The sequence below is a fragment of the Haloarcula halobia genome (assembly GCF_029338255.1).
In the GTDB taxonomy this organism is placed as follows: domain Archaea; phylum Halobacteriota; class Halobacteria; order Halobacteriales; family Haloarculaceae; genus Haloarcula; species Haloarcula halobia.
This window is the reverse complement of the sequence record NZ_CP119787.1, coordinates 1,613,087-1,636,223: the sequence shown is the minus strand read 5'-3', so window position 1 is coordinate 1,636,223 and position 23,137 is coordinate 1,613,087. Positions and strand designations below refer to the sequence as shown.

General features: G+C 68.1%; 24 protein-coding genes. 17 read left to right on the top strand and 7 right to left on the bottom strand.

Annotation, left to right across the window (positions count from 1 at the left end; translation table 11 throughout):
* Positions 1-22: 22 nt before the first annotated feature.
* The 5 genes from P1K88_RS08725 to P1K88_RS08705 all read right to left on the bottom strand — a co-directional run bounded on the left by P1K88_RS08725 (position 23) and on the right by P1K88_RS08705 (position 6,222).
* Positions 23-1,423 carry a sodium-dependent transporter gene (locus tag P1K88_RS08725; RefSeq protein ID WP_276414068.1) on the bottom strand — a complete coding sequence of 467 codons (1,401 nt, stop codon included), beginning with the start codon at positions 1,421-1,423 and terminating at the stop codon, positions 23-25.
* Positions 1,424-1,477: 54 nt separating this feature from the next.
* Positions 1,478-2,821, bottom strand: a complete 1,344-nt coding sequence (locus P1K88_RS08720; protein ID WP_276414067.1) for a sodium-dependent transporter — start codon at positions 2,819-2,821, stop codon at positions 1,478-1,480.
* Positions 2,822-3,301: 480 nt separating this feature from the next.
* A complete protein-coding gene (locus P1K88_RS08715; RefSeq protein ID WP_276414066.1) occupies positions 3,302-4,012 on the bottom strand; it encodes an SDR family oxidoreductase in 711 nt (236 codons plus the stop codon).
* Between the two features lie 88 nt (positions 4,013-4,100).
* On the bottom strand, positions 4,101-4,826 hold the full coding sequence (locus tag P1K88_RS08710) for a hypothetical protein (protein ID WP_276414065.1): 726 nt from the start codon (positions 4,824-4,826) through the stop codon (positions 4,101-4,103).
* Positions 4,816-6,222: a protein kinase domain-containing protein gene (locus P1K88_RS08705; protein ID WP_276414064.1), complete on the bottom strand. Its 1,407-nt coding sequence runs from the start codon at positions 6,220-6,222 to the stop codon at positions 4,816-4,818. The genes P1K88_RS08710 and P1K88_RS08705 overlap by 11 nt, the downstream gene beginning before the upstream one ends.
* A gap of 181 nt (positions 6,223-6,403) precedes the next feature.
* On the opposite strand from P1K88_RS08705, the gene P1K88_RS08700 reads away from it, so the two are divergent.
* Together P1K88_RS08700 and P1K88_RS08695 are read left to right on the top strand one after the other, a co-directional pair.
* On the top strand, positions 6,404-8,725 hold the full coding sequence (locus P1K88_RS08700) for a methyl-accepting chemotaxis protein (protein WP_276414063.1): 2,322 nt from the start codon (positions 6,404-6,406) through the stop codon (positions 8,723-8,725).
* 2 nt (positions 8,726-8,727) lie between these two features.
* Positions 8,728-9,435, top strand: coding sequence for a bacteriorhodopsin (locus tag P1K88_RS08695; protein ID WP_336407602.1), 708 nt, complete (start codon positions 8,728-8,730; stop codon positions 9,433-9,435).
* A 121-nt stretch (positions 9,436-9,556) separates the two neighbouring features.
* Here P1K88_RS08695 and P1K88_RS08690 read toward each other — a convergent pair whose 3' ends face one another.
* A complete protein-coding gene (locus P1K88_RS08690) occupies positions 9,557-10,516 on the bottom strand; it encodes a transcription initiation factor IIB (RefSeq protein ID WP_276276996.1) in 960 nt (319 codons plus the stop codon).
* A 256-nt stretch (positions 10,517-10,772) separates the two neighbouring features.
* Between P1K88_RS08690 and P1K88_RS08685 the strand changes: the two genes are divergently transcribed.
* The 15 genes from P1K88_RS08685 to P1K88_RS08615 all read left to right on the top strand — a co-directional run bounded on the left by P1K88_RS08685 (position 10,773) and on the right by P1K88_RS08615 (position 22,247).
* Positions 10,773-11,369 carry a DUF2391 family protein gene (locus P1K88_RS08685; protein ID WP_276414062.1) on the top strand — a complete coding sequence of 199 codons (597 nt, stop codon included), beginning with the start codon at positions 10,773-10,775 and terminating at the stop codon, positions 11,367-11,369.
* A 76-nt stretch (positions 11,370-11,445) separates the two neighbouring features.
* The gene (locus P1K88_RS08680) at positions 11,446-11,625 is read left to right on the top strand and encodes an HVO_2753 family zinc finger protein (RefSeq protein WP_276276994.1); all 180 of its coding nucleotides are present in this window, start codon (positions 11,446-11,448) and stop codon (positions 11,623-11,625) included.
* Positions 11,626-11,627: 2 nt separating this feature from the next.
* The gene (locus P1K88_RS08675; protein WP_276276993.1) at positions 11,628-11,894 is read left to right on the top strand and encodes an elongation factor 1-beta; all 267 of its coding nucleotides are present in this window, start codon (positions 11,628-11,630) and stop codon (positions 11,892-11,894) included.
* Positions 11,895-12,009: 115 nt separating this feature from the next.
* Positions 12,010-12,303: a 50S ribosomal protein L21e gene (locus tag P1K88_RS08670; RefSeq protein ID WP_276414061.1), complete on the top strand. Its 294-nt coding sequence runs from the start codon at positions 12,010-12,012 to the stop codon at positions 12,301-12,303.
* 3 nt (positions 12,304-12,306) lie between these two features.
* Positions 12,307-12,663: an RNA polymerase Rpb4 family protein gene (locus P1K88_RS08665; RefSeq protein WP_276414060.1), complete on the top strand. Its 357-nt coding sequence runs from the start codon at positions 12,307-12,309 to the stop codon at positions 12,661-12,663.
* Between the two features lie 96 nt (positions 12,664-12,759).
* A complete protein-coding gene (locus tag P1K88_RS08660) occupies positions 12,760-13,332 on the top strand; it encodes a DUF655 domain-containing protein (protein ID WP_276414059.1) in 573 nt (190 codons plus the stop codon).
* Between the two features lie 37 nt (positions 13,333-13,369).
* Complete coding sequence (locus P1K88_RS08655) at positions 13,370-14,227, top strand: 16S ribosomal RNA methyltransferase A (RefSeq protein ID WP_276414058.1); 858 nt, start codon at positions 13,370-13,372, stop codon at positions 14,225-14,227.
* A gap of 1 nt (position 14,228) precedes the next feature.
* Positions 14,229-14,852 carry a HemK2/MTQ2 family protein methyltransferase gene (locus P1K88_RS08650; RefSeq protein WP_276414057.1) on the top strand — a complete coding sequence of 208 codons (624 nt, stop codon included), beginning with the start codon at positions 14,229-14,231 and terminating at the stop codon, positions 14,850-14,852.
* 64 nt (positions 14,853-14,916) lie between these two features.
* Positions 14,917-15,909 carry a 5-methyltetrahydropteroyltriglutamate--homocysteine methyltransferase gene (locus P1K88_RS08645; RefSeq protein ID WP_276414056.1) on the top strand — a complete coding sequence of 331 codons (993 nt, stop codon included), beginning with the start codon at positions 14,917-14,919 and terminating at the stop codon, positions 15,907-15,909.
* A 1-nt stretch (position 15,910) separates the two neighbouring features.
* Positions 15,911-16,984: a methionine synthase gene (locus P1K88_RS08640; RefSeq protein ID WP_276414055.1), complete on the top strand. Its 1,074-nt coding sequence runs from the start codon at positions 15,911-15,913 to the stop codon at positions 16,982-16,984.
* Between the two features lie 564 nt (positions 16,985-17,548).
* Complete coding sequence (locus P1K88_RS08635) at positions 17,549-18,061, top strand: HTH domain-containing protein (protein WP_276414054.1); 513 nt, start codon at positions 17,549-17,551, stop codon at positions 18,059-18,061.
* 186 nt (positions 18,062-18,247) lie between these two features.
* Positions 18,248-18,748, top strand: a complete 501-nt coding sequence (locus P1K88_RS08630) for a dihydrofolate reductase (RefSeq protein ID WP_276414053.1) — start codon at positions 18,248-18,250, stop codon at positions 18,746-18,748.
* 48 nt (positions 18,749-18,796) lie between these two features.
* On the top strand, positions 18,797-19,975 hold the full coding sequence (gene folP / locus P1K88_RS08625) for a dihydropteroate synthase (protein ID WP_276414052.1): 1,179 nt from the start codon (positions 18,797-18,799) through the stop codon (positions 19,973-19,975).
* 3 nt (positions 19,976-19,978) lie between these two features.
* Complete coding sequence (locus P1K88_RS08620) at positions 19,979-21,088, top strand: glycosyltransferase family protein (protein WP_276414051.1); 1,110 nt, start codon at positions 19,979-19,981, stop codon at positions 21,086-21,088.
* A 160-nt stretch (positions 21,089-21,248) separates the two neighbouring features.
* Positions 21,249-22,247: a TIGR04024 family LLM class F420-dependent oxidoreductase gene (locus tag P1K88_RS08615; protein ID WP_276414050.1), complete on the top strand. Its 999-nt coding sequence runs from the start codon at positions 21,249-21,251 to the stop codon at positions 22,245-22,247.
* 1 nt (position 22,248) lies between these two features.
* Here the strand turns inward: P1K88_RS08615 and P1K88_RS08610 are convergent, their stop codons facing one another.
* Entirely contained in the window at positions 22,249-22,932 is a 684-nt protein-coding gene (locus P1K88_RS08610; RefSeq protein WP_276414049.1) for a 6-hydroxymethylpterin diphosphokinase MptE-like protein, read from the bottom strand.
* Positions 22,933-23,137 lie beyond the last annotated feature (205 nt).

The following is a 23,137-nucleotide window of genomic DNA, read 5'->3' as shown; positions in this document are numbered from 1 at the left end:
CGGGTTTCCATCCGGGCCGGCGTCAGGGCGCGGGGTCGGCACGGGTCCGCATGAGGGCGATGACCGTGACCACGCCGACGACGGCGACGGCCACTGCCTGCGGGGGACTGACCGAGACGCCGACGACCCCGGCGAGGCCGGAGACGAGCGTGAACGCCAGAAAGAGCGGGAGGACGACGGCGACGGCGTAGTACCACGGGAGCCCCGCCAGGCGAGCGATGGGGCCCGCGCCCTTCTCGTACTCTTCTAGGGCCAGGCGGCCGAGCACCCACCCGTCGAACAGCAGGAAGCCGAGCAGGCCGGCGGTCAGCGCGAGGTTGGCGATGGTGTCCGCCAGCAAGGAGAACAGCGACGGCGACAGCGCGGCGGCGGTCCCGGTGACCAGAAAGAGCCCGCCCATGCCGAGGGTCGCCCGAGAGCGCGCCATGTCGCGTTCGTCGACGAGGTAGGCGACGAGCACCTCGAGGATGCTGATGGCCGAGGACAGCGCCGCCAGCAGGACGACGCCGAAGAAGACGACGCCGACCAGGCGGCTGTAGGGCAGGTCAGCGAAGGCTCCCGCGAGGCTGACGAACAGCGCGCCGGGACCGCCCTCGCCGGGCGAGACGCCCAGCGAGAACAGCAGCGGGAAGATGACCAACCCCGCGAGGACGCCGATGCCGGTGTTCAGCGCCGCGATGACGGTGCCGTCGGCCGCCAGCGACCGGTCCTCGTCGACGTAGGAGGCGTAGGTGAGCATCGCGCCAGCGCCCACCGAGAGCGTGAACAGGGCCTGTCCGGCCGCCGCCACCAGGACGTCGACGAAGTTCGCCCGGAGGTAGGCCACGTCCAGCGAGAGGAAGAAGTCGTAGCCGCCCGAACTGCCGGGGAGCGTCGCGGCCCAGACGGCCAGCGCGCCGAAGAGGACGACGATGCCGGGGACCATCACCGTCGTGGCCAGTTCGATGCCGCGGTCGACGCCCGCGTAGACGACGGCGACCGTCGCCAGCAGGAAGAGGACGTGGAAGCCGGCCGCGCCGACGCCGAAGTCGATGGCGCCGAAGAACTCGGCGGGCGCGCCGAAGTACGCGCCGGTCGCGCTGGCGACCGTGTAGCGCAGGATCCAGCCGCCGACCACCGAGTAAAAGGAGAGGACGACGACCGAGGCCACGAGCGCCACGCCGCCGAGGGCGCGCCAGCGCGGACCGCCCAGCGCCCCGAACGCGCCGACCGGGTTCCGGCGCGAGCGCCGACCGATGACCATCTCGCCGAGCAGTCCGGGGACGCCGACGAGCACGATTACGAGGACGTACAGCAACAGGAACGCCGCGCCGCCGTTGGTCGCGGTCAGCCAGGGGAACCGCCAGATGTTCCCGAGGCCGACGGCGCTGCCCACGGCGGCGAGCAGGAACCCGAGTCGAGTCCGCCAGGTGGCTCTCGTCATCGTTGCAGGGTCCTCGCTCGCCGGTAAAAACGTGTCGAGAGCGGCCCAGATCGGTCAGAAGGGCTGGAAGAAGGCGGCGTCCTCGACGAGGAACAGCTCGTTTACTCCCAGCACGAGCGTGCCGACGATGGCCGCGACGACGACCAGCCGCAGCGTCCAGAGCCACACGGGCCCGACGGGGCCGAGCCCCTCGCTCCCCTGCCGGAGCTCGTCGACGGCGTCGCGGCCGACGACCCAGCCGACGAAGACGACCAGCGCGAGCACGGAGACGGGCAGAAAGAGCTGGTAGGCGACGTCGTCGAACCACGTCAGCCACCTGGTGTCCCACGCCGAGGGGAGGCCGAGCAGGAACAACACGAGGCCGACGGCGGACGCGAGGTGGGGCCGCGGAATCCCGAAGTTGTCGTTGGCGTAGGCGACGGTCACCTCGAGCAGGCTGATGGCCGAGGACAGCGCCGCGATGAGGACGACGCCGAAGAAGACGACGCCGAAGACGCGGCCGAAGGGGACCGAACTGAACCCGGCCGCCGTCGCGACGAACAGCGCCCCCGCGCCGCCGCTCTCGGTGGTGATCTCCGCGCCGATGGTCAGCAGGATGGGGAAGACGACCAGCCCGGCGAGGACGCCGACGAGGGTGTTCGTGACGACGACCATCCCGCCGTCGAACACGAGGTTGTCGTCGCTGCCGACGTACGAGGAGTAGGTAATCATGATGGCCATCCCCAGCGAGAGCGTGAAGAAGGCCTGGCCGACCGCGAAGGGGATGATGCTGCCGGCGTTGGCCATCATCGCGTCGACGTTCGGCGAGAGGAAGAAGGCGTACCCCTCGGCGGCCCCGGGCAGCGTGGCGACCCAGGCGGCCAGCGCCACCATCAGCACCACGATGCTGGGGACCATCACCTTCGTCGCCTTCTCGATGCCGTCCTCGATGCCCAGCGCGACGATGCCGACGACGACGGCGAGGAAGGCCGCCTGTGCCAGGACCGCACCCGGCCCGGAGGAGACGGCCCCGAAGTAGCCGCCGGGGTCGGCGAAGTACGCGCCCGTCGCGCTCCCGAGGATGTAGCGGATGACCCACCCGCCGACCACGTTGTAGTACGACAGGATCCAGAAGCCGGTGAACACCGCGAGGCCACCGACGACGCGCCACTGGCGGTGGCCGAGTTCGGCGAACGCGTCGACGGCGTTCACGTTGGTCCGCCGACCGAGCACGAACTCCGCCAGCATCGCCGGGAAGCCCACGAGGACCACCGCCACCAGGTAGAAGACGACGAAGGCCGCCCCGCCGTTGGTCGCGGTCTTGAACGGGAACTGCCAGAGGTTCCCGAGACCGACTGCGCTCCCGATGGCCGCGAGGATGAATCCAACTCTCGTTGCCCACGTCTCTCGCTCGGACATGCTCTATCTTGGGGAGTCTCTCGCATCGTGGTAAAATCGCATCGGTTCGGACGCGACTGACCGTCGCCGAGGGGACCTCCTCCGGCCGCCCGTAGCCCCGCGGGAGCGACATCTGCTCGTGAGCGTCCACGACTACGACCTCGCCGTGACGGCGACGGCAGCGGAGTCCCTGGCGGCGGTCCGGGAGGCGGCGCGACGGGGAGGTTCGTTCTCTCCGGTCTCGTCGAGTGCCGGGTCCGGCGTGGCATCGAGAGACGTCGGGAGGACGGTCACCGCCCTGTGGGTCCACGAGAGTCCCGCGACGTGGGCCGACCTCAAGGGGACCGTTGCGGACCCGGTCCCGCCAGCCGACTACCCGATTCCTGGCCGGTCTGGGAGCGCGAGTTGCTGGCGCCACTGCTGTCGACAGGCCCCGGCCACATCGACCCCACCACCTCCGGGGTGGTGGCCGGCGAGGGTGGCGACGCGCAGGCCCGGCGGTCAGGCCTCGCCGTAGACCGGCACGGCCGCACCGCTGGTGACCGACGTCGCGTCCGAGCACAGCAGCAGCATCATCGCGGCGATGTCGGCCGGGTCGACCCACTTCGAGTGGTCCGAGTCGGGCATCATCTCGCGGTTCATCGGCGTGTCGATGACGCTGGGCATGACGGCGTTTGCCCGCACCGTCCCGAGGTTCTCCTCGGCGATGGTCTCGGTCAGCAGGCGGACGCCGGCCTTCGTCGCCCGGTAGAGGCCGTCGCCCTCGCCGCCCTCGAGCGACGACCTGGCCGAGACGGAGACGACGGCCCCCTCCGTCTCCTGGAGGTGTGGCAGGGCGTGTTTCGATGCCAGGAACATCGTCTTGAGGTTGACGTCGAACAGGAAATCGAAGGTATCGACGTCGGTGTCGTGGACCGGGTCGCCGCCGCGCCAGGTACCGGCGATGTTGAGCAGGTAGTCCAGCCGGCCGTGTTCGTCGATAACATCGCCGACGACGCGTTCGACCTCCGCCTCTGCTGTGAAATCACCCTGGTGGAAGTCGATACGTTCGGGCGCTTCGAGCAGGAAGTCCTCGCTCTCGGGGTCGACGACGTCGGCCCCACAGACCGTCGCCCCGGCCTCCAGGAAGGCCTGTGCGGCCGCACTTCCGAGGGCACCGCCGACGCCGGTCACGAGCGCTACGTCACCGTCGAAGTCGAATTCGACTGACATACCCGACGTAACGGTCGGAAACGTGATAAATGCTCAGCACGCGGGTGGTCGACCGGACAGACCCTACTGGCCGGACCACCGGCTCCGGTCAGAGGCTCGCGAGGTTCTGCCGGAGTTTGATGGTCGCGGTCATCAGCGTGGTCGCCGTCATGATGACGAAGACGACCTGGACGTGCAAGACGACGGCCCGGTCGAGGCCGGCCAGCGTCGCCAGGTCGACCGCCGGGACGAGCGCGGCAAACAGCAGGACCGGCAGGAGGTGCCGGAGCAAGGTGTCGACCACCGTCCCCTGGACGCGGGTCGCCGCGGCACCGCGCCGGCCGAACGCGAACCCCGCGGCCGCGAACACGAGTGCGCTCAGGCCGAGCACGCCGACCAGCGCGGGGTGGCGGCCGACGACGACCAGGCCCACGAAGACGGCCCCGACGACGAGCAGGGCCGCCCACGTCAGGGGGCGCGTGAACCGGTGGGGGTCGCCGGTCGACGGGACGACGTTCCGGTAGAGCAACCGCATCGTCACTGCCAGCAGCAGCACCTGCGCTAAAACGAGCGCCCCCTTGTACGGGAAGGTGAGCGTCGTGACGATCTCCAGCAGGCCGAGCACGGCAAACAGGACCGACAGGAGGCCGACGACGGCGAGGAAGTCCCACAGCCGGTGTTCCGCCACCAGGTCGCTGGCGCGGCGGTTCCGGACAGCGTAGAACGCGAAGCGAAGCCCCAGCGTCGCGAGCAGGGTCAGAGCGATGAAGAAGATGAACGTGAGGTTGGGATTCCCTGCCACGAACTGGAGCTCGACGGCCACCTTACCCACCATCGTCTTCGAGACTCGCTTTCAGCGTACGTATCTCTTGTGTTAGGTGGGTTACCGACTCGTAGCGCGCGAGTTTCCGCTTGCCCATCGCCTTGCCGACGATGGCGTCGACGGCAGCGGGGACGTCGGCCGCCTCGCTCGGCGTCGGCGGGGGGTCCTGGAGCACGCGCTCGCGGATCGTCTCGAACTCGCCGGCGTAGGGTGGCTCGCCGGTGAACAGGCGGTAGCAGACCGCACCGAGGTGATAGAGGTCGGTCGCGTGGTCGATGCGCCCGAAGCGGCGGTCGTAGAACTCGGGCGCGGCGTAGCGCGGGTCGAGGTAGTTCGCCGGGTCGGTGACGTGCCGGTAGGCCTGGATGGCCCCGACGTTGTCCAGCAGCGGCGGTTGTCGGTCGTCGGCCGCCAGGACGTTCCCGTAGTAGGCGACGTTCTCCGGGTCGATGCTCGCGTGGACGACGCCCCGTTCGTGGAGCGACGAGACGGCGAGGGCCAGCTGTTCGGCGTGCCAGGCGGCCTCTGCCAGGTCGAACCGGCCGCGGTCGGCAAGCGTCTCGTCGGTGTACTCCGTCGTCGCCCAGAGGTGCGGCTCGTGGCCCCAGTCGTACAGCGAGACGACGTTGTCGAGGCCGGCGACGGTGGCCCAGTCGTCGAGTCGTGTCCCGACGGCCGACCGGAAGGCGTCGGTGTCCGGATCGGGCGTGTCGAGCAGGCGTATCGCGACGGCGACGTCGGTGCCGTCGACGGCCCCGAGCGTCCGGTAGACGTCCCCGTACCGCCGCCTGTCGCGGGGTGCCAGGACGGAGAGGCGGTCGAACGAGCTCTCGTGCTCGACGATGGCGATCCAGTCGGTACGGCCCGGCAACAGATCGGCGGTCGAACCGCCGCCTATCGTCCCGTCGGCGTCCGCCTCGTCGGCATCGTCGTCGGTCTCGACGTCCTCGGGGTCGTCGTCGGTCCGCCGCCCGGTGGTGGCGTCGCCGACGGCGGTCGTCCGACCCACGTCGAGGCCCAGCGACGATTCGTGGAGCGTCGCGCTGCCTAACTCCGCCGTCAGGTCACCGAGGTCGCGGTCCGCGTCGTGGGTCGCGTTGTAGGCGTCCAGCTCGGTTTCGACCGCCCCGGGATACCGGGCGGCCAGGTACTCGAGCGCCAGAGCCACCTCGAGGGACTGGTCGCCCCCGGTCCGGTCGAGCAGGCGGCGCACGATGTAGTCCGCCGTGGCCGGGTGGTCCTCGGCGACGACACAGAGGGCCGTCACCGCGCCGAGTCGGACCTGCCGGTCGCCAACGTCGAGCAACCCCAGCAGGGCCGGGAGCTGCGTACGCCCCGTCTCGGGGGCCGTGATGACCTCGGCGACCAGCGTCCGCGGGTCCTTCGGGCCGCGCTCGTCCGGCGACATAGTGCGTGACAGTACACTCTAGAAGCGTCCCGCATGACTGTTGTGGTAGTACCGACCGGGGCGAACGCCGGTTCCGACGGTTCATCCGGACCGTCGTGACCTCGAGCAGTACCGGACCTTTCTATCACTGTTGAGAATCGGGGACGAATCCTTTAGGTGGTTTTTTTCGTACCACTGGGCGATGGCATCAGACAGCGCGTCACCGCTGCCGAACTTTGTCAGCGACAGTTACGCCGGCCGGCTCGGCGCCGCACTCGCGTTCGCGATCGTCGTCGTCGTCGCCTTCGGGGTGCTCGTCAGCGTCCAGGCGTCTGCCACGCTGGAAGCAGACGTCTCGGACGAGCTGACCGCCCTGTCTGACACCCAGGCCGACCAGCTGGACGCCTGGCTGTCGACGACGCGACGCGAGGCCCGGACGACATCGAGCAGGCCGGTGTTCGCGACGGGGTCGAACACGGAGATACAGAATCGCCTCGAGAGTATGGTCGCGGACGATGCGGTCCCGCCGGACGTCGTCGCCGTCCACTACGTGGACACGGCGTCGGGCGAGATACTCGCGAGCTCGAACGAGCAGTTCGTCGACGTCAACGCCGCCGAGCAGGGCGCGCCGTTCGCGACGGACACCCCCACCTTCGAGGGGCCCGACGACACCTACGTGACGCGGCCGTTCTCCGTCTCCGTCGTCGACCACCCCATCGTCGCCGTGGTCTCACCGGTTCCGGGCGCCGAGGACCGCCTGCTCGTGTACATGACCGACCTGGAAGCGAAGACCGGCGAGATATCCAGGCAGCGTACCGGGTCACGGACGCTCGTCGTCGGCACCGACGGCCGGTTTGTCTTCCACCACAACACGTCGAAGGTCGGGACGGTCGCACCGGTCTCGACGCTCGACGGCGACCCGCTGGGCGAACTCGAACCCGGCAACAGCACGTTCGTCGAGACGGACTCGATGGTGATGGGGCTCTCCCGACTGGAGGACCAGGACTGGATCGTCATGACCCACTCCGCGCCGTCGGAGGCCTACGCCCTGAGCAACCAGATAAACTCCGACCTGGTGGGACTCATCCTGCTCGCGGTGGTGAACCTGGGACTCGTCGGTGTCACCATCGGTGGCAACACCATCGCGTCGCTCCGACGACTCTCCGCGAAGGCCGAGGCGATGGCCGATGGCGACCTCGATGTGGAACTGGATACCTCGAGGACCGACGAGTTCGGGACGCTCTACGACGCCTTCGACAACATGCGGACGAACCTCAGAGAGCAGATCGCCGAGGCCGAATCCGCCCGTGAGACGGCCGAGTCGGCCCGCGAGGAGGCAGAAGCGGCGCGGGCGGACGTCGAGGAGGAGCGCAACGAGATGGAGGCGCTCAGCAGCCACCTCGAACTGAAGGCCCAGGAGTACAGCGACGCGCTCGACGCGGCCGCGGACGGCGACCTGACCGCGCGGGTCGACACCGATAGCATGAGCGACGCGATGGCGGCCGTCGGCGAGGAGATAAACGCCACGCTGGCCGCGCTGGAGTCGACCATCGCGAACATGCAGACGTTCGCCGCGAACGTCATGCAGTCGAGCGACCGGGTCGCGTCCAACGCCGACCGGGTCGACGAGGCCAGCAAGCAGGTCGCCTCGTCCATCGAAGAGATATTCGAGGGTGCGACCGAGCAAAACGAGGGGCTGGACTCGGCGGCATCGGAGATGGAGAACCTCTCGGCGACGGCCGAGGAGGTGGCCTCGGCCGCCCAGCAGGTCGCCGACACCTCCGAGTCGGCCGCGAACGTCGGCGAGGACGGACGCGAGGCCGCACAGGCGGCTATCGAGGAGATGAGCGAGATCGACGACGTGACCAAGGAGACGGTCGCCGAGATCAACGCCCTCGACGACGACCTGGACGAAATCGGCGAAATCGTCAGCGTCATCACCTCTATCGTCGAACAGACGAACATGCTGGCGCTGAACGCCTCGATCGAGGCGGCACACGCCGACGGCGACGGGGACGGCTTCGCCGTCGTCGCCGACGAGATAAAGGGCCTCGCCGAGGAGACCAAGGAGGCCGCAAGCGACATCGAGGCGCGCATCGAACGCATCCAGGCCCAGGCCGGCGACACGGTCGAGACGATGGAGTCGACGAGCCAGCGCATCACCGAGGGCGTCGATACCGTCGAGGAGGCCGTCGAGGCGCTGGAGACCATCGTCGAGTACACCGAGGAGGTCGACACGGGTATCCAGGAGATAGACCACGCGACGGCCGAACAGGCCCGGACCGCACAGGACGTCATGGGGACCATCGACGACCTCTCGGAGATCAGCCAGCAGACCGCGACGGAGGCCGACGTCGTCGCGGGCGCGGCCGACGACCAGGAGGCCGCCATCGGACAGGTCGCCGACGCCGCCGACGAGCTGGGCCAGCGCGCCGCGGACCTCGAATCGCTCCTCGAACGCTTCCGTGTCGACTCGAGCGGTGAGGTCGGCGCGAACACGCCGACCGCGGAGACCGACGACTGACAATGGCAACGATAACGACCTGGTTCACGCTGGGACTGCTCGGCGAACTGCTCGGGACGGCCGTCCTGGCCTACGGCTACCGGCTCGTCCCCGAATCGACCCGACGGCGCTACCTCCTGCTGGTGGCGATTCCGGGCATCGCCATCGTGGCGTACGCCCTGCTGGTGCTCGGGGTCGGGACCGTCCAGACGGAGAGCCACACGGTGTACGTGGTCCGCTACGTCGACTGGCTGTTGACGACGCCCATCAACGTCCTCTTCCTGGGTCTGCTCGCGAACGCGGCCCGCGAGGACCTCGTCAAGCTGGTGGGCCTGCAGGCGCTGACCATCGTCTTCGGGTTCGCCGGGGCGGTGACCGCCACGCCGCTGAGTTACGGCCTGTTTGGCCTCGGCGCGCTCGCCTTCGCCGGCGTCGTCTACCTGCTCTACGGCGCCGTCGACGATGCCGCCGGACGGGCGCTCAGCGACCTCGAACTGAGCCTCTATCGGACCCTGCGGAACTTCGTCGTGGTCCTGTGGCTCGTCTACCCGGTCGTCTGGCTCCTGGGGCTGGCCGGCATCGGCCTGATGGACGTCGAGACGTCGTCGCTGGTCATCAGTTACCTCGACGTGGTGACGAAGGTCGGCTTCGGCCTCATCGCGATGTACGGGCTCTCGACGATATCGTCGCGTGGCGGACAGACCGCGACGGCACGTCCGGCCGACGACTGAACGGGTCCGGCGGCGGTCCTGGCAGACGGCGATCTTTTCGGTCGAATCGTGACCCCATGAGCACGCGCCGGCGCGTGGCTCACGGACAGGTGGACCTTCGAGAGAAGAGCGGCCGGCCGACTCAGTGGATTCCCATCGCTTCGATCTGTTCCTGGTAGCGGTTGCGGATGGTGACTTCCGTCACCTGGGCCACGTCGGCGACCTCGCGCTGGGTCTTCTTCTCGTTGCACAGCAGCGAGGCGGCGTAGATGGCGGCGGCGGCGTAGCCGGTCGGGGACTTGCCCGAGAGCAGGCCCTGTTCGGCGGTGGTGTCGATGATCTCGTTGGCCTTCGACTGGACCTCCTCTGAGAGTTCCAGTTCCGAGGCAAAGCGGGGGACGTACTGCTTGGGGTCGACGGGTTCCATCTTCAGTTCGAGTTCCTGGGCGACGTAGCGGTAGGTGCGCCCGATCTCCTTTTGCTCGACGCGGGAGACGTCCGACACCTCCTCGAGACTGCGCGGGATGCCCTCCTGTCGGCAGGCGGCGTACAGGCAGGCGGTCGCCACGCCCTCGATGGAACGGCCGCGGATGAGGTCCTCGTTGAGCGCGCGACGATAGATGACCGACGCGACCTCGCGTACGGACCGGGGGACGCCCAGCGCGGAGGCCATGCGGTCGATCTCCGAGAGGGCGAACTGGAGGTTCCGTTCGCCGGCGTCTTTCGTCCGGATGCGCTCTTGCCACTTGCGCAGGCGGTGCATCTGACTGCGTTTCTCCGAGGAGAGCGAGCGCCCGTAGGCGTCCTTGTCCTTCCAGTCGATCTGGGTGGTCAGCCCCTTGTCGTGCATCGTCTGGGTGGTGGGCGCGCCGACGCGCGACTTCGACTGTCGCTCGGAGTGATTGAACGCCCGCCACTCAGGCCCCCGGTCGATGTTCTCGTCCTCAATGACCAGCCCGCAGTCCTCACAGACGAGTTCTCCCCCGCCGTCACTGGATATCGACTCCGACTCACACTCCGGACAGGTCTGCTGTCCTGTGGCCTCGGACTCCTGCTCGCGCTCTTCCTGTTCGGTGTTGCGCTGGCGCGTCGGACGTTCCATGTGTTCTTTTACGGAGAACAGCCAACTACATATAAATGTTTGGGTGGTTCCAGGGGAGTCGCCGGTCGAAAATCCGGCGACGCTGGCTTCCTACCCCAGCGTAAAGGCTTAACCCGGTCCCAGTCAGTGGTGTCGGCATGGAAGTGGCCGAATCCGTGGCCGGCCTGCGAGGGCGAGACGCCGTCGCCGTTGCCCACTCGCTCGGACAACAAGTTCACCGACGAACAGCGTCGGTGTCGACTGCGCGGGGCGACGGATGAGCGAGGACGACAACCACCAACCCGACGTCGACGAGGAAGACGCCATCGGCGCACTGTTCGACGAACTCGAAGCGCTGGAGGACATCGTCGACACTCCCATGGAGCGCGAGCAGGTCCGCGAGGCGATGCGAGCCGCGATAGACGTCCAGGGCCACGAGACGCCGGTCTTCGGGCGCGTCGTCTGGGGCTTCGACCGGGCGGACTTCGCCGAGGCGGTGCTGGGGTCGCTCCTCTTTGGCATCCCGATGGCCGTCGAGAGCGGCACCGTCGACGCCGGCCGCCACATCGCCCGTCACCCGCTGTACTTTGCGGGCACCGTCGCGGCGGCGGTGGCGATGGTGGTCGGTATCCTCTACGTCGCCGACTTCCAGGACGTCCGCGTCGCGGACCGGCTCTTCGGGGTCGTCCCGCGCCGACTCGTCGGGGTCACCCTCACCGCCTTTCTGACCGCCGTCGCGGTGTTGACCGCCTGGGGCGTCGTTGAGTGGTCGACCGACCCGCGGGTGACCTGGGTCTCGCTGTGTGTCTGTAGCGTCGCGTTCGTCCCGATGGCCATCGGGGCCGCCCTGGGGGACATCCTCCCGGGGAGCTAGGCGACGGTGTGTCACCCCGTCTCGCCCCCCGAGACGTTTGGCAATCGTTAAAAGTCGCGGTGGGATACGGGGAGGTATGAGCGAGAGCCAGCAGAAACAGGCGCGCAAGTGCGTCTCGTGTGGCATCAACATCGCCGGCACGAACGCCGCCGCGTTCAAGTGCCCGGACTGCGGGCACCAGATCTATCGGTGTGCCACCTGCCGGAAGCAGAGCAACCTCTATGAGTGTCCCGACTGTGGATTCCGAGGACCATAACGATGGGGAAAGTCGCCGCCAAGATCAAGATCATGCCGCAGAGCCCGGAAGTCGACCTCGACGCACTCCAGGAGCGTCTCGAGGGCGCGCTTCCCGAAGGAGCGAAGATCAAGGGCTTCGAGCGAGACGACGTCGCCTTCGGTCTCGTCGCCCTGTTCCCGACCGTCATCGTGCCCGACGACACCGGTGGCACCGAGGCCGTCGAGGAGGCCTTCGCGGAGGTCGAGGGCGTCGAATCCGTCGACGTCGACAGCGTCGGCCGCCTCTGAACGGACTGGCTCGCGTCTTTTCGGCCACGCGCCCCGTCAGCGGCTGCCACAGTCGACGCCCGACGGCCGCGGAACGCACGTTTTATTAGGGCGAGTGGACAAGCGAAGGTCAAGAATGCCTAGTTCCAACGGACCCCTCGAAGGGACGCGTGACAAACTCAAGAACAAGCCCCGCGACCGCGGGACCTCCCCGCCACAGCGCGCCGTCGAGCAGTACGAGGTCGGCGAGAAGGTCCACATGAAGATCGACCCGTCCGTCCCGAAGGGCCGGTTCCACCCGCGCTTCGACGGTCAGACCGGCGAGGTCATCGGCGAACAGGGCACGGCCTACAAGGTCCAGATCGTCGACGGCAACAAGGAGAAGACCATCATCGTCAAGCCCGCCCACCTCCGTCGCCAAGAGAACTAAGCGATGACCATCTTCAAAGAGAAGGTCTCCGAGGAGTATCTCACCGTCGCCGAGACCAAGGAGATACTCGAGGGCCTGGAGATGGAGCGGGCCGCCGACGAGGACCGCGAGATGCGCTACGAGCTCAAGCGGGCCATCGAACACGTCAACCGCTTCGCGTTGCTCGACCCCGAGGAGTCCCGCGAGTTCGTCGACCAGCTGCAGGAACTGGAGAAGGTCGACGAGGCGACGGCCTACAAGATCGCCAACCTCCGGCCGCTCGACCGGGACGAGCTCCGCGCCGTCTTCGCCCAGGAGCGGTACTCCCTGGACGGCGACGAACTCGACGAGATTCTCAACGTCGTCCGGCAGTACGCCTGAGATTCCGACGCCCCACCGCAGTTCTCCGGGGCACCGTCGACGGGGAAATCAGTCCCACCCGCCGACATTAAGTAGGTTCTGACCGTACGGACCGGTATGACGACCACGGAACCCGAGGACAGCGGCGACGAGATAGTCGGCGCGGTCCTCGACGTCCTCCCGCACGGACGGAGTGACGACGACCGCCCACAGCATAAGAAAGCGGCGCTCGCGTTCGCGCTCGACGTCCAGGACTTCTCTATCTACGAACTCGTGCTGGACGAGGACTCGGACGTCTCCTTCGGTGACCGGGTCGACCTGACGGAGTTCGGCCGCATCACCGAGGTCGAGTTCGAGGACCTGCCCGGAGGCACCCAGTCGGAGGTCGAGTACGCCGTCGAGGAGATCGTCGAGGGCAACGAGCGGCGCTTCGTCGACTTCTACAACGACGCCCAGCCAATCACGCTGCGACTCCACCAGCTGAACCTCCTGCCGGGCATCGGCAAGAAGCTGCGCAACTCCATCCTCGACGAGCGAAAGCGAAAGCCCTTCGAGAGCTTCGAGGAACTGGAAGAGCGGGTCAGCGGCCTCCACAAGCCAAAGGAGATCCTCGTCGAGCGCATCCTCGAGGAACTGCGCGAGAACGACCTGAAGTACCGCATCTTCGTCCGGCGCGAGGAGAGCGAATAGGCGTCACTTTTCACCGCCGACCATCTAGGCCCAGGCGATGACCGACACAGCGACCGGTAGCCGCGACCCGGACGCACTCGTCAGACGCGCCGGGAAACGTGCCGACACCCGACGGGACCAGCACTTCCTGGTCGACGGCCGGGTGCTCGACCGCATCCCCGGCTACGCCATCGACGCGGGGGTGGACCTCTCGCACGTCCTCGAGGTCGGCGCCGGCCCGGGGGCGCTGACGGACCGCCTGCTCGCCGTCGCCGACCGCGTGACCGCCGTCGAGCGCGACCCCGCCTTCGCCGCCCACCTCCGCGAGGAGTTCGCGCCGGAGAGAGAGGCGGGCCGTCTCACCGTCGTCGAGGGCGACGCGCTGGAGGTCGATCTGCCCGCGTTCACCGCGAGCATCTCGAACCTCCCGTACGGTGCGTCCTCGGAGATCGCCTTCCGCCTCCTGCCGGCGGGTCGCCCGCTCGTGTTGATGTTCCAGCGGGAGTTCGCCGACCGGATGGCCGCCGACCCGGCGACCGACGACTACGGCCGCCTCTCGGTGACCGCCGGGCACTACGCCGACGTGGAGGTCGTCGAAACGGTGCCGCCGGAGGCGTTCGACCCACAGCCGCGGGTCACGAGCGCGCTCGTGCGCACGACCCCGCGAGAGCCAGACTACAGCGTCCCGAGCGACGACTTTTTCATGGACTTCCTGAAGGCGGTGTTCACCCAGCGCCGGAAGACGATGCGCAACGCCGTTCGGAACACCGCCCACATCTCCGGGCTGGGTGACCCCGACGCCGTCGTCAACGCCGCCGACGAGGACCTGATGGGCGCCCGCGCCGGGAAACTCGCACCGGCCGACTTCGCGGCGCTGGCGACGCTGGCCTACGACGTCGGCGACCCGGAGGAGTAGGATGGACGAGGGGAGCCCCGACGACGACGGAGACACGGACAGAGACGGCGGGGGCCGACCGGCGCTCGCCGACGCGCGCGGCGTCGAGTCGGTGTACCAGCCGGCCGAGGACTCGGCCCTGCTGGCACGGACCGCCGAGGAGTACGTCGAGGCGGGCGAGCGGGCCCTGGACGTCGGCACCGGGTCGGGCTACGTCGCGTCGGTGCTCGTCGAATCCGGGGCGGTGGCTGTCGGCGTGGACGTGAGCCCGCTGGCCTGTCGCCAGGCAGCCGCGAACGGCGTCGACGTCGTCCGCGGTGACCTCGTCGCGCCGTTCCGCGACGGCGTCTTCGACCTCGTGGTGTTCAACCCGCCCTACCTCCCGACGCCCGAGGAGAAGGAGTGGGACGACTGGATGGAACACGCCCTCTCCGGCGGCGAGGACGGCCGGCGCCTGATCGACCCGTTCCTAGACGACATCGCGAGGGTCTTAGCGCCCGGCGGCGACGCGCTCCTGCTGGTCAGCAGCCTCACCGACCCCGCTGCCGTCCGTTCGTATGCCCGAGACAGGGGCCTCGAGAGCGAGCGCGCCGCGAGCGAGAACCATCCCTACGAGGAACTCGTCGTCCTGCGGTTCGTCCAGTGAGATTACTGTGAGGTATTTTCTTGAATAGGAAATATTAAAGCCCGTCATTTCATAGCCGGGCGTAATGACACAATTAGTCGCGACGACTCCGGGCCTGTTCCCGCTACCGGACTGGGCCAAAGACGAGCTGTCCGACCTGAAGGGCCACCAGAAGAGCGACCTCATCGCGGGCGACGAGGGCGACGACGTCGTCGACGCCTACCGGCGCGCCCGAGAGGAGGTCGTCGCGGTCCAGCAGGACGCCGGCCTCGACCGTATCGTCGAGGGGCAACTCCGCTGGGACGACATGCTCGCACACCCGCTGGCGGTCCACGACAGCGTGGAGACACGGGGCATCGTCCGCTACTACGACAACAACAACTTCTATCGGGAGCCGGTCGTCCAGGGCGACCTGACGCCCGATGGCGACGTGGCCGCCGAACTCGACGCCGCGAGCGAACTGGTCGACGACGGCCTGCAGGCCGTGCTTCCGGGGCCGTACTCGCTTTCGGACCTCGCGACCGACGAGCACTACGGCGACGAGGCCGCGTTCCTCGAGGCCGTCTCCGACTTTCTGGCCGCCGAGGTCGAGCAGTTCCCCGACGTCGAGACGCTGTTCCTGCTGGAACCGTCGCTGGTCGAGAATGCTCCCGGTGACGGCCCGGACGAACGCGCCAGCGAGGCCATCGACGCCGTCGCCGGCGCCACCGACGCCGACGTGGTCGCCCACACCTACTGGGGTGCCATCGAGGAGAAGGTGTACGCCCACCTGATGGACGCCGACGTCGACGCCATCGGCTTCGACCTCGTGGCCGACCACGACCAGAACGTCTACAACGTCCAGGAGTACGGGACCAAAGACGATGTCGCACTCGGCGTCGTCGACGGCCAGAACACGCTCGTCGAGTCCCCCGAGACCATCCGGGACCGCGTCGACTGGTTCGAACAGCAGACCAACACCGCCTACGACACCGTCTACGCGACGGCCAACACGGAGCTGTTCTACCTGCCGGTCAACAAGTTCGAAGCCAAGCTCGAATCGCTCGCGAACGCCACCGACCTCGCTGTGGAGGCCTAACATGACAGGACCACGTGACCAGTTCAAGCCCGAGAATCACCCCAACGACCACTTCCTGCTGACGACCGTCGTCGGTTCGTACCCCAAACCCAAGTGGCACGACCGCGCCCGCGAGCTGTACGAGGACGAGGACGCCGACTTCGGTGAGACAGAGTGGGAAGAATCGAAGGACGACGCCTCGCGGCTCATCACCCACGAGCACGAGCGCTGTGGCCTGGACGTCGTCTGTGACGGCGAGATGCGGCGCAACGAGATGGTCGAGTACTTCGCCCACCGCATCGACGGCTACGAGTTCAACGGCCGCGTGAAGGTGTGGGGTCACAACTACTTCGACAAGCCCTCCGTCGCCGAGGAGGTCGAGTACGGCGAGCAGTGGCTCGTCGAGGAGTTCGAGTTCACCGACGAGGTCGCCGAGCGCCCGGTCAAGGTGCCAATCACCGGCCCGTACACGCTCGCGAACTGGTCGTTCAACGAGATCTACGAAAGCGAGGAGGCGCTGGCCTACGACCTCGCGGACCTCGTCAACGAGGAGATCGAGGCGCTCGTCGAGGCCGGCGCGCGCTACATCCAGATCGACGAACCCGCGCTGGCGACGACGCCCGACGACCACGCCATCGTCGGCGAGTGTCTGGAGCGCATCGTCGACGAGATTCCCGACGACGTCCGCCTCGGCCTGCACGTCTGTTACGGCGACTACTCCCGGATCTACCCCGAGATCCTGGACTACCCCGTCCACGAGTACGACCTCGAACTGGCCAACGGCGACTACGAGCAACTCGACGTGTTCAAAGAGCACGAGTTCACCAAGGACTTCGCGATGGGCGTCGTCGACGCCCACGTCGCCGAAGTCGAGTCGGTCGAGGAGATCAAGGAGAACATTTTGAAGGGACTGGAGGTCGTCCCGCCCGAGCGGTTGACCATCTCGCCCGACTGTGGCGTCAAACTGCTCCCGCGCGAGGTCGCCTACGGCAAGATGGAGAACATGGTGCAGGCCGCCCGCGAGATCGAGGAGGAACTCGACGCCGGCGAGATAGAAGTCGTCGGAAGTGGTGCGGAAGCCAGCGCGGACGATTAAGAGAGATAGAGAGCATCGTGAAGCGGTTCCCGCGAATCACGAAGCGATTCGGGTCTTTTTCCCCATGTTTTTGCGAGGAGTGGGAGCCGAGCGCAGCGAGGCTTCCCGACGAGGTAAAAAGTGGTAGCGACATGGTGCAGGCCGCCCGCGAGATCGAGGAGGAACTCGACGCCGGCGAGATAGAAGTCGTCGGAAGTGGTGCGGAAGCCAGCGCGGACGACTGACGGGCCCCGTGGTACCGTTCTCCTGTCGCCGATAATTACCCTCGTGTGAAGGTCCGAATACCGGAACACGCCGGACTCACTGGTTTCAGAATTGTAATAGAAGTCCGTGGCCTCGTCCGCAAATTGTTCGACGCTGGCCGAAACCGGCATCGACCACCGCGGTAATATAATTGGCACCAGTTGACACAATTTGGCAAGTCCGAAACACCCAGAATCGCTATTTTCCCAGTACTGGATTTTCCTCTGGCGCAGTTCCTTGGTGAGAATTTATAGAGTGAGTCATGATTATCCCTGGGAAAGAGTTATGTTGGTATCTGATGAATTTTGGTACGAGAGAACCATGACAGTCGACTCACAGCTTCGGGCGGAACTGTATCTCCGAGGCGACACGTACGGCACATTCGACGCCCAGCAACAGGTCCTGAACCGGGTCAAGCGCCTGGAGGCCAACGGCGTGTTCACCGACTCGATGGTCTCCGGCGAGTGGCAGCGCATCCGGACGATGGCCGAGGACAAGCGCTCCGGCGCGCTGGCCACCTACGAGGAGTTCCGTGACTGGGCCGAGTGCAACGGACACACGCTCGAACCGGCGTTCGAGCGCCGGAACCGGACGTACATGGGCATGGACCGCGTCGAGGACGTCGTCGTCTTCCCCGTCGTCTCGCTGGCCATCTACGACGACACCAAGCTCGAGGCGGTGTTCCCCTGCAGCGACGCCGAACGGACGTTCACCGTCGGCGACGCGCTGGAGGCCTTCGAGAGCGGCGACGAGAACTGGCTCTCCCAGTTCCAGTCTGTCACCGTGGGCCGTACCGAACCGTGGCTCGAACCCGGCGTCGAGATCACCGCCTGAGTCCGACGCGAATCACACGTCGCCGGCCGTCTCCGTCTCGTTCCTTCGCTACGTCTGTTTGGTTTCTCGCCGTAGCTAGTGTATTTCCTTCCCGGGGATAGTCCCCGTCCGGACCAGCACAGTCGCCGGGTGACGCGAGCGGCGTCCCGTGGACACTGACTTTACACGTCGGGCCGTAGCGGAGGTATGACAGAGCTCGTGCTGATCGCGGGGGTGGCCGAGACGGGCGCCATCGGCGACGGCGAGACCATCCCGTGGTACTACGAGGAGGACGAACGGCAGTACAAGGAGCGGGTGGCCGGTCACCCGGTCGTCGTCGGCCGGAAGACCTGGGCGGGGATGACCGATGTCCGCGGGACCCACCCCGTCGTCCTCACCCGGGACCCGGGCGAGTACGAGGCCGCGAACGCGACGTTCGTCTCGACGGTCCCCGACGCCGTCGACGCCGTCGCGTCACGCGACGCCGTGGGCTACGTCATCGGCGGCCAGAACGTGTACTCGACGTTCCTCCCCTACGCCGACCGGGCACTGGTCTCGGAACTCCCGGAGCGTGCCACGGGCGCGAGGGTGTTTCCCTACCTCGGGACCGACTGGTCGGTGACCGGTCGGGACCATTTCGACGAGTTCGACGTCGTCAAGTACACCCACGAGAGCCCCCGCCCGCCGGGCGACGCGGAGGCAGCGTAGGCCGCCGCAACCGCCAACGATTACCCTGCCCGGTCCTACAGGCAGGATATGCGACGTGTCGACGCGGCCGGTCTGGGGATCGGCGACGACCACCCGCCGCGCATCATGGGAGTGCTGAACGTCAGTGAGGAGTCGCCCTACAAGCCCTCCGTCTTCGACGACCCCGGCGAGGCAGCGGCCTTCGTCGACGAGGACCTCATCGACGAGGGCGCGGACATCGTCGACGTCGGCCTGGAGTCGGCCAACAAGCGCCTGGACGTGCTCTCGGCCCAAGAGGAACTCGACCGCCTGGACACGGCCGTCGAGACCATCCAGTCGGTCAGCGGCGACGCCGTCTTCTCCATCGAGACCCGGTACGCCGAGGTGGCCGAGGCGGCGCTCGAACGCGGTTTCGACATGGTCAACGACATCTGTGGGTTCGCCGATCCCGAGATGCCGGTCGTCTGCCGGGAGTACGACGTGGCCGTGGGCAAGATGGCCAGTCCGCCGGACCTCGAACGCCCGGGCGCCGTCGACGACGTCGACTGGGCCGAGCGGAAGTCCCCCGAGTGGGCCAGCGAGGCCGACTACGTCGACCGCGTCTACGAGGCACTCAAGCAGAACGGCTTCACGGACAAGACCATCGTCGACCCGGCGTTCGGTGGCTGGAGCGAGCGAAAGACCACCGGGGACGACCGCGAGACCTTCCGGCGCCTGCGGGAGTTCCGCGCCTTCGACCTCCCGATACTGGTCTCGATCAACCGCAAGAACTTCCTCCGGGAGCTGGCCGACCGCTCGACCGACGAGGCGCTGCCGGTGAGCCTGGCGGCCACCTCGATGGCCGTCGAGCGGGGCGCCCACGTCGTGCGGACCCACGACGTCCGCGAGACGGTCGACGCCGCGACCATCGGGGCCGCGTTCACCGACCGCCGGGAGGTCGTCCGCGACGGCGTGACCGTCACCGAGCTCGACGTCCGCCAGTCCCGCGAGGTGGCCCGACACCTCGAGCGGATCGGCGCCGCCGACCGCGACGGGGACCCGTTCGCCGGCCCCGTGTTCGAGGTCGGGGGACTGGACCCCGAGGCGAGGGACGCGCTCGTGCAGGCAGCCAGCGAGACGGGTGCCGTCGTCCGGACCGGCGACGGGAGCCTCCTGGTCGGCGGCCGCCGGGACACGCTCTCTGCGCTCGCCGACCGCCTCCCCGCAGAAGCCGACTGTGACGCCCTCGTCGACGCACTCCGGACCTGACCGATGGACTACGCACAGGAACTCGTCACGACGCTGCACGACCTCACAGACCCGACGCCCGACGCGCCGGTGGCCGACAGCGCCGTCGTCGTCCCGATTGCCGGCGACACACTCGAGGCCGTCACGCCCGAGTTCGTCTTCGGCCCGCTGGAGGCGGTGGGTCCGGCCGAGGTGGTGGTGCCGCTGCGGGCGCCCGCGGCGGTAGCCGAGGGCTTTCGCGAGTGGGTCGCCCGGTTCGACCTGTCGGTGACGACGGTGTGGTGTGACGCCCCGGCGCTGGCGACGCTGCTCGAGGACCACGGCCTCGGCGGGCCCACGGGGAAGGGCCGTGACGTCTGGCTCGGCCTCGGTATCGCGGCCGACCGGGCCGACTACGTCGCAGTCCACGACGCCGACGCGACGACCTACGACGAGTCGACGGTGCCCCGACTGCTCGCACCGCTGACGATGGACCACGAGTTCGTCAAGGGCTACTACGCCCGCGTCGAGGAGGGCCGACTCTACGGTCGGCTCGTCCGCCTGTTCATCGCGCCGCTGGTGCGCGCGCTCGAGGAGCGCCACCCCCACCCGTTCGTCCGCTATCTCGCGGCGTTCCGCTACCCGCTGGCCGGCGAGTTCGCCGTCACCGCCGACGCGGCACGCCGGCTCCGGTCACAGCGAGCCTGGGGGCTCGAGGTCGGCATGCTCGGGGAGACCTACGGGAAGGTCGGGCCCGCGAAGTCGGCACAGGTCGACCTGGGCGTCCACCGGCACGACCACAAACCCGTCGGCGGCCGCGGCGGTCTCTCGTCGATGTCCGAGCAGGTCGGCGCTGCCCTCCTTCGGGCCGTCGAGGAGGCCGGCGTCGACCCCGACTACGGGAGCCTGACCGAGCGGTACCTCGCGGCCGGCGAGCGCCTGGTCGACCAGTACGCCGCCGACGCCGCGTTCAACGGCCTGACCCACGACCGGGCGGCCGAGCTCGACCAGGTCGAAGCCTACGCCGTCGGCATCCAGCCGCCGGGTCGGGACATGCGACTCCCCCCCTGGACCGCCGTGGACCTCGCGCCCGCGACGGTCGTCGAGACGGCCCGGGAGGCACGAACGCGGGCCGTCGACGGCGACGCGAACTGAGAGCCCGGGCGGACGGCGGTACGCCGGAGGTACGTCTGTCAACCATCGGGCTGTTGAAACCCGTTTCAACGGCGGCCGTGCCACGCGCCTGTGGGTTTATCACACGCCCGACCACAGTGGGCTCCATGTCCAACGCCACGGCGGCGCCGGAGGCCCGTGGATGACAGTCCGCGACGTCTACCTCCCGGTGGCCGCCCAGCCGTCGGTCGAGACGCTCGTCGGGATGAGCCAGCGCGCCGAGGACCGCGGCTACGAGCGCGTCTGGTTGCCCGAGACGTGGGGCCGCGACGCCGTGACCACGCTCACGAGCATCGCGAGAGAGACCGACGAGGTCGGCATCGGGACCTCGATACTCAACGTCTACTCTCGCTCACCGACGCTCATCGGGCAGACCGCCGCAACGCTCCAGGAGGTGTCCGACGGCCGCCTCCGGGTCGGCCTCGGGCCGTCGGGTCCCATCGTCGTCGAGGGCTGGCACGGCGTCGACTTCGAGCGCCCGCTGCGCCGGACCCGCGAGGTCGTCGACGTCGTCAAGCAGGTCCTCGCGGGCGAGACGGTGACCTACGACGGCGACGTCTTCCAGCTGTCGGGCTTCCGGCTCCGCTGTGATCCGCCCGACCCCGTCCCGTCGGTCGACGCGGGCGGGATGGGACCCAAGTCGGTCGAACTGGCGGGCCGGTTTGCCGACGGCTGGCACGCACTGATGCTGACGGCCGACGGCATCCGCGAGCGACTGGCGGACTTCGACACCGGCGCGGAGCTAGGGGACCGGGACCGGTCGGCTCAGCGCGTGACGCTGTCACTGCCCTGCTGTGCGCTGGCCGACCGCGAGCGGGCGCGTCACCTCACCCGCCAGCACGTCGCGTTCTACGTCGGCGGGATGGGGACCTTCTACCGGGACGCGCTGGAAAGACAGGGCTACGAGGAGACGGCCTACGAGATATCCCAGCGATGGGCCTCCGGCGAGAAAGACGCCGCCATCGACGCCATCGACGACGCGCTGCTGGACGAGATCGCCGTCGCCGGCACGCCCGACGAGTGTCTCGACCGACTGGCGCAGTTCGAGGCCATCGAGGGCGTCGACGCGATCAACGTCTCGTTCCCGCGGGCGGCAGACCGCGAGGCCATCGACGCGACCATGGACGTCCTCGCGCCCTGACTCAGATCGGGTCGATGGCGTCGCGCCGGCCGTCCAGGACGGGAAAGCGTTCGCCGCGGCGCCGCTCGAGCCAGTGGAGCAGGCGTTCCGCCCACCGGAGTTTGTGCCGCTTCGCTGCGTCGACGCTCGGGTCCTCGAAGTCCCAGCCCACGAACTCGAGTTCTGCGGCGCCGAAGTGGTCCGCGAGGAACGCCGCCCGGTCGCCGTCGGTGAACCCCCCGAAGTTCCGGACCGGTCCCGCCGGTGTGGCCTGCGTCGTCGGCACGACGAACGCGGGGTCGTACTCGGGGACCCACCGCTCGAGGGCCGGGACGTTGTCGCCGTGGGCGTGGACGACGACCGGACGTCCGGACGCCGTCAGTTGCCGCCCGGTCCCGGGGTTCTTGTCCAGGTCGGTCACCATGCAGTCGACGGCGATACCGACTCTCTCGAGGCGGTCAGTCGCCGTCGAGGCCGCGAGGACGACGTCGGCGGCGCTGGCACGGTCGGCCTCGGCCTCGAGCGAGGGGCCGGCGCCGGCGATGGCCACCCTCGCGCCCTCCAGCGACAGGTCCGCGAGGTCGTAGGTCGACTGGTCGGCCAGGAGCGTCGCCAGTCGGTCACGGGCGCGTTCGTCGCCGGGCCGCGGATACCCGAAGTCGGCGAGCAGCGATTCGTAGACCGGCTCCCACGTCTCGAACTCCATAGCAGGTGCTCTCAGGGTCGTCTCTCGATAAAGTGAGTTTTGAGCCGAAGTGGCACGTCCGTGTACCCCTACCCGGGTGCCCTTTCGGCTTTCATCACACGTTTTCGAGGCCACCGGTATAAGTTTTCTCTTACTGCCACCTGTTTGTCCTGAACGTTCGGATTAGTTACCAGTATTCTGATACGGCCGTGTAGCGTCGTCAGCG

Bases quoted from the DNA above. Each gene is read 5' to 3' on its own strand.
- P1K88_RS08725 (WP_276414068.1), bottom strand. From the start codon at position 1,423: ATGACGAGAGCCACCTGGCGGACTCGACTCGGGTTCCTGCTCGCCGCC.
- P1K88_RS08720 (WP_276414067.1), bottom strand. From the start codon at position 2,821: ATGTCCGAGCGAGAGACGTGGGCAACGAGAGTTGGATTCATCCTCGCG.
- P1K88_RS08715 (WP_276414066.1), bottom strand. From the start codon at position 4,012: ATGTCAGTCGAATTCGACTTCGACGGTGACGTAGCGCTCGTGACCGGC.
- P1K88_RS08710 (WP_276414065.1), bottom strand. From the start codon at position 4,826: ATGGTGGGTAAGGTGGCCGTCGAGCTCCAGTTCGTGGCAGGGAATCCC.
- P1K88_RS08705 (WP_276414064.1), bottom strand. From the start codon at position 6,222: ATGTCGCCGGACGAGCGCGGCCCGAAGGACCCGCGGACGCTGGTCGCC.
- P1K88_RS08700 (WP_276414063.1), top strand. From the start codon at position 6,404: ATGGCATCAGACAGCGCGTCACCGCTGCCGAACTTTGTCAGCGACAGT.
- P1K88_RS08695 (WP_336407602.1), top strand. From the start codon at position 8,728: ATGGCAACGATAACGACCTGGTTCACGCTGGGACTGCTCGGCGAACTG.
- P1K88_RS08690 (WP_276276996.1), bottom strand. From the start codon at position 10,516: ATGGAACGTCCGACGCGCCAGCGCAACACCGAACAGGAAGAGCGCGAG.
- P1K88_RS08685 (WP_276414062.1), top strand. From the start codon at position 10,773: ATGAGCGAGGACGACAACCACCAACCCGACGTCGACGAGGAAGACGCC.
- P1K88_RS08680 (WP_276276994.1), top strand. From the start codon at position 11,446: ATGAGCGAGAGCCAGCAGAAACAGGCGCGCAAGTGCGTCTCGTGTGGC.
- P1K88_RS08675 (WP_276276993.1), top strand. From the start codon at position 11,628: ATGGGGAAAGTCGCCGCCAAGATCAAGATCATGCCGCAGAGCCCGGAA.
- P1K88_RS08670 (WP_276414061.1), top strand. From the start codon at position 12,010: ATGCCTAGTTCCAACGGACCCCTCGAAGGGACGCGTGACAAACTCAAG.
- P1K88_RS08665 (WP_276414060.1), top strand. From the start codon at position 12,307: ATGACCATCTTCAAAGAGAAGGTCTCCGAGGAGTATCTCACCGTCGCC.
- P1K88_RS08660 (WP_276414059.1), top strand. From the start codon at position 12,760: ATGACGACCACGGAACCCGAGGACAGCGGCGACGAGATAGTCGGCGCG.
- P1K88_RS08655 (WP_276414058.1), top strand. From the start codon at position 13,370: ATGACCGACACAGCGACCGGTAGCCGCGACCCGGACGCACTCGTCAGA.
- P1K88_RS08650 (WP_276414057.1), top strand. From the start codon at position 14,229: ATGGACGAGGGGAGCCCCGACGACGACGGAGACACGGACAGAGACGGC.
- P1K88_RS08645 (WP_276414056.1), top strand. From the start codon at position 14,917: ATGACACAATTAGTCGCGACGACTCCGGGCCTGTTCCCGCTACCGGAC.
- P1K88_RS08640 (WP_276414055.1), top strand. From the start codon at position 15,911: ATGACAGGACCACGTGACCAGTTCAAGCCCGAGAATCACCCCAACGAC.
- P1K88_RS08635 (WP_276414054.1), top strand. From the start codon at position 17,549: ATGACAGTCGACTCACAGCTTCGGGCGGAACTGTATCTCCGAGGCGAC.
- P1K88_RS08630 (WP_276414053.1), top strand. From the start codon at position 18,248: ATGACAGAGCTCGTGCTGATCGCGGGGGTGGCCGAGACGGGCGCCATC.
- folP (WP_276414052.1), top strand. From the start codon at position 18,797: ATGCGACGTGTCGACGCGGCCGGTCTGGGGATCGGCGACGACCACCCG.
- P1K88_RS08620 (WP_276414051.1), top strand. From the start codon at position 19,979: ATGGACTACGCACAGGAACTCGTCACGACGCTGCACGACCTCACAGAC.
- P1K88_RS08615 (WP_276414050.1), top strand. From the start codon at position 21,249: ATGACAGTCCGCGACGTCTACCTCCCGGTGGCCGCCCAGCCGTCGGTC.
- P1K88_RS08610 (WP_276414049.1), bottom strand. From the start codon at position 22,932: ATGGAGTTCGAGACGTGGGAGCCGGTCTACGAATCGCTGCTCGCCGAC.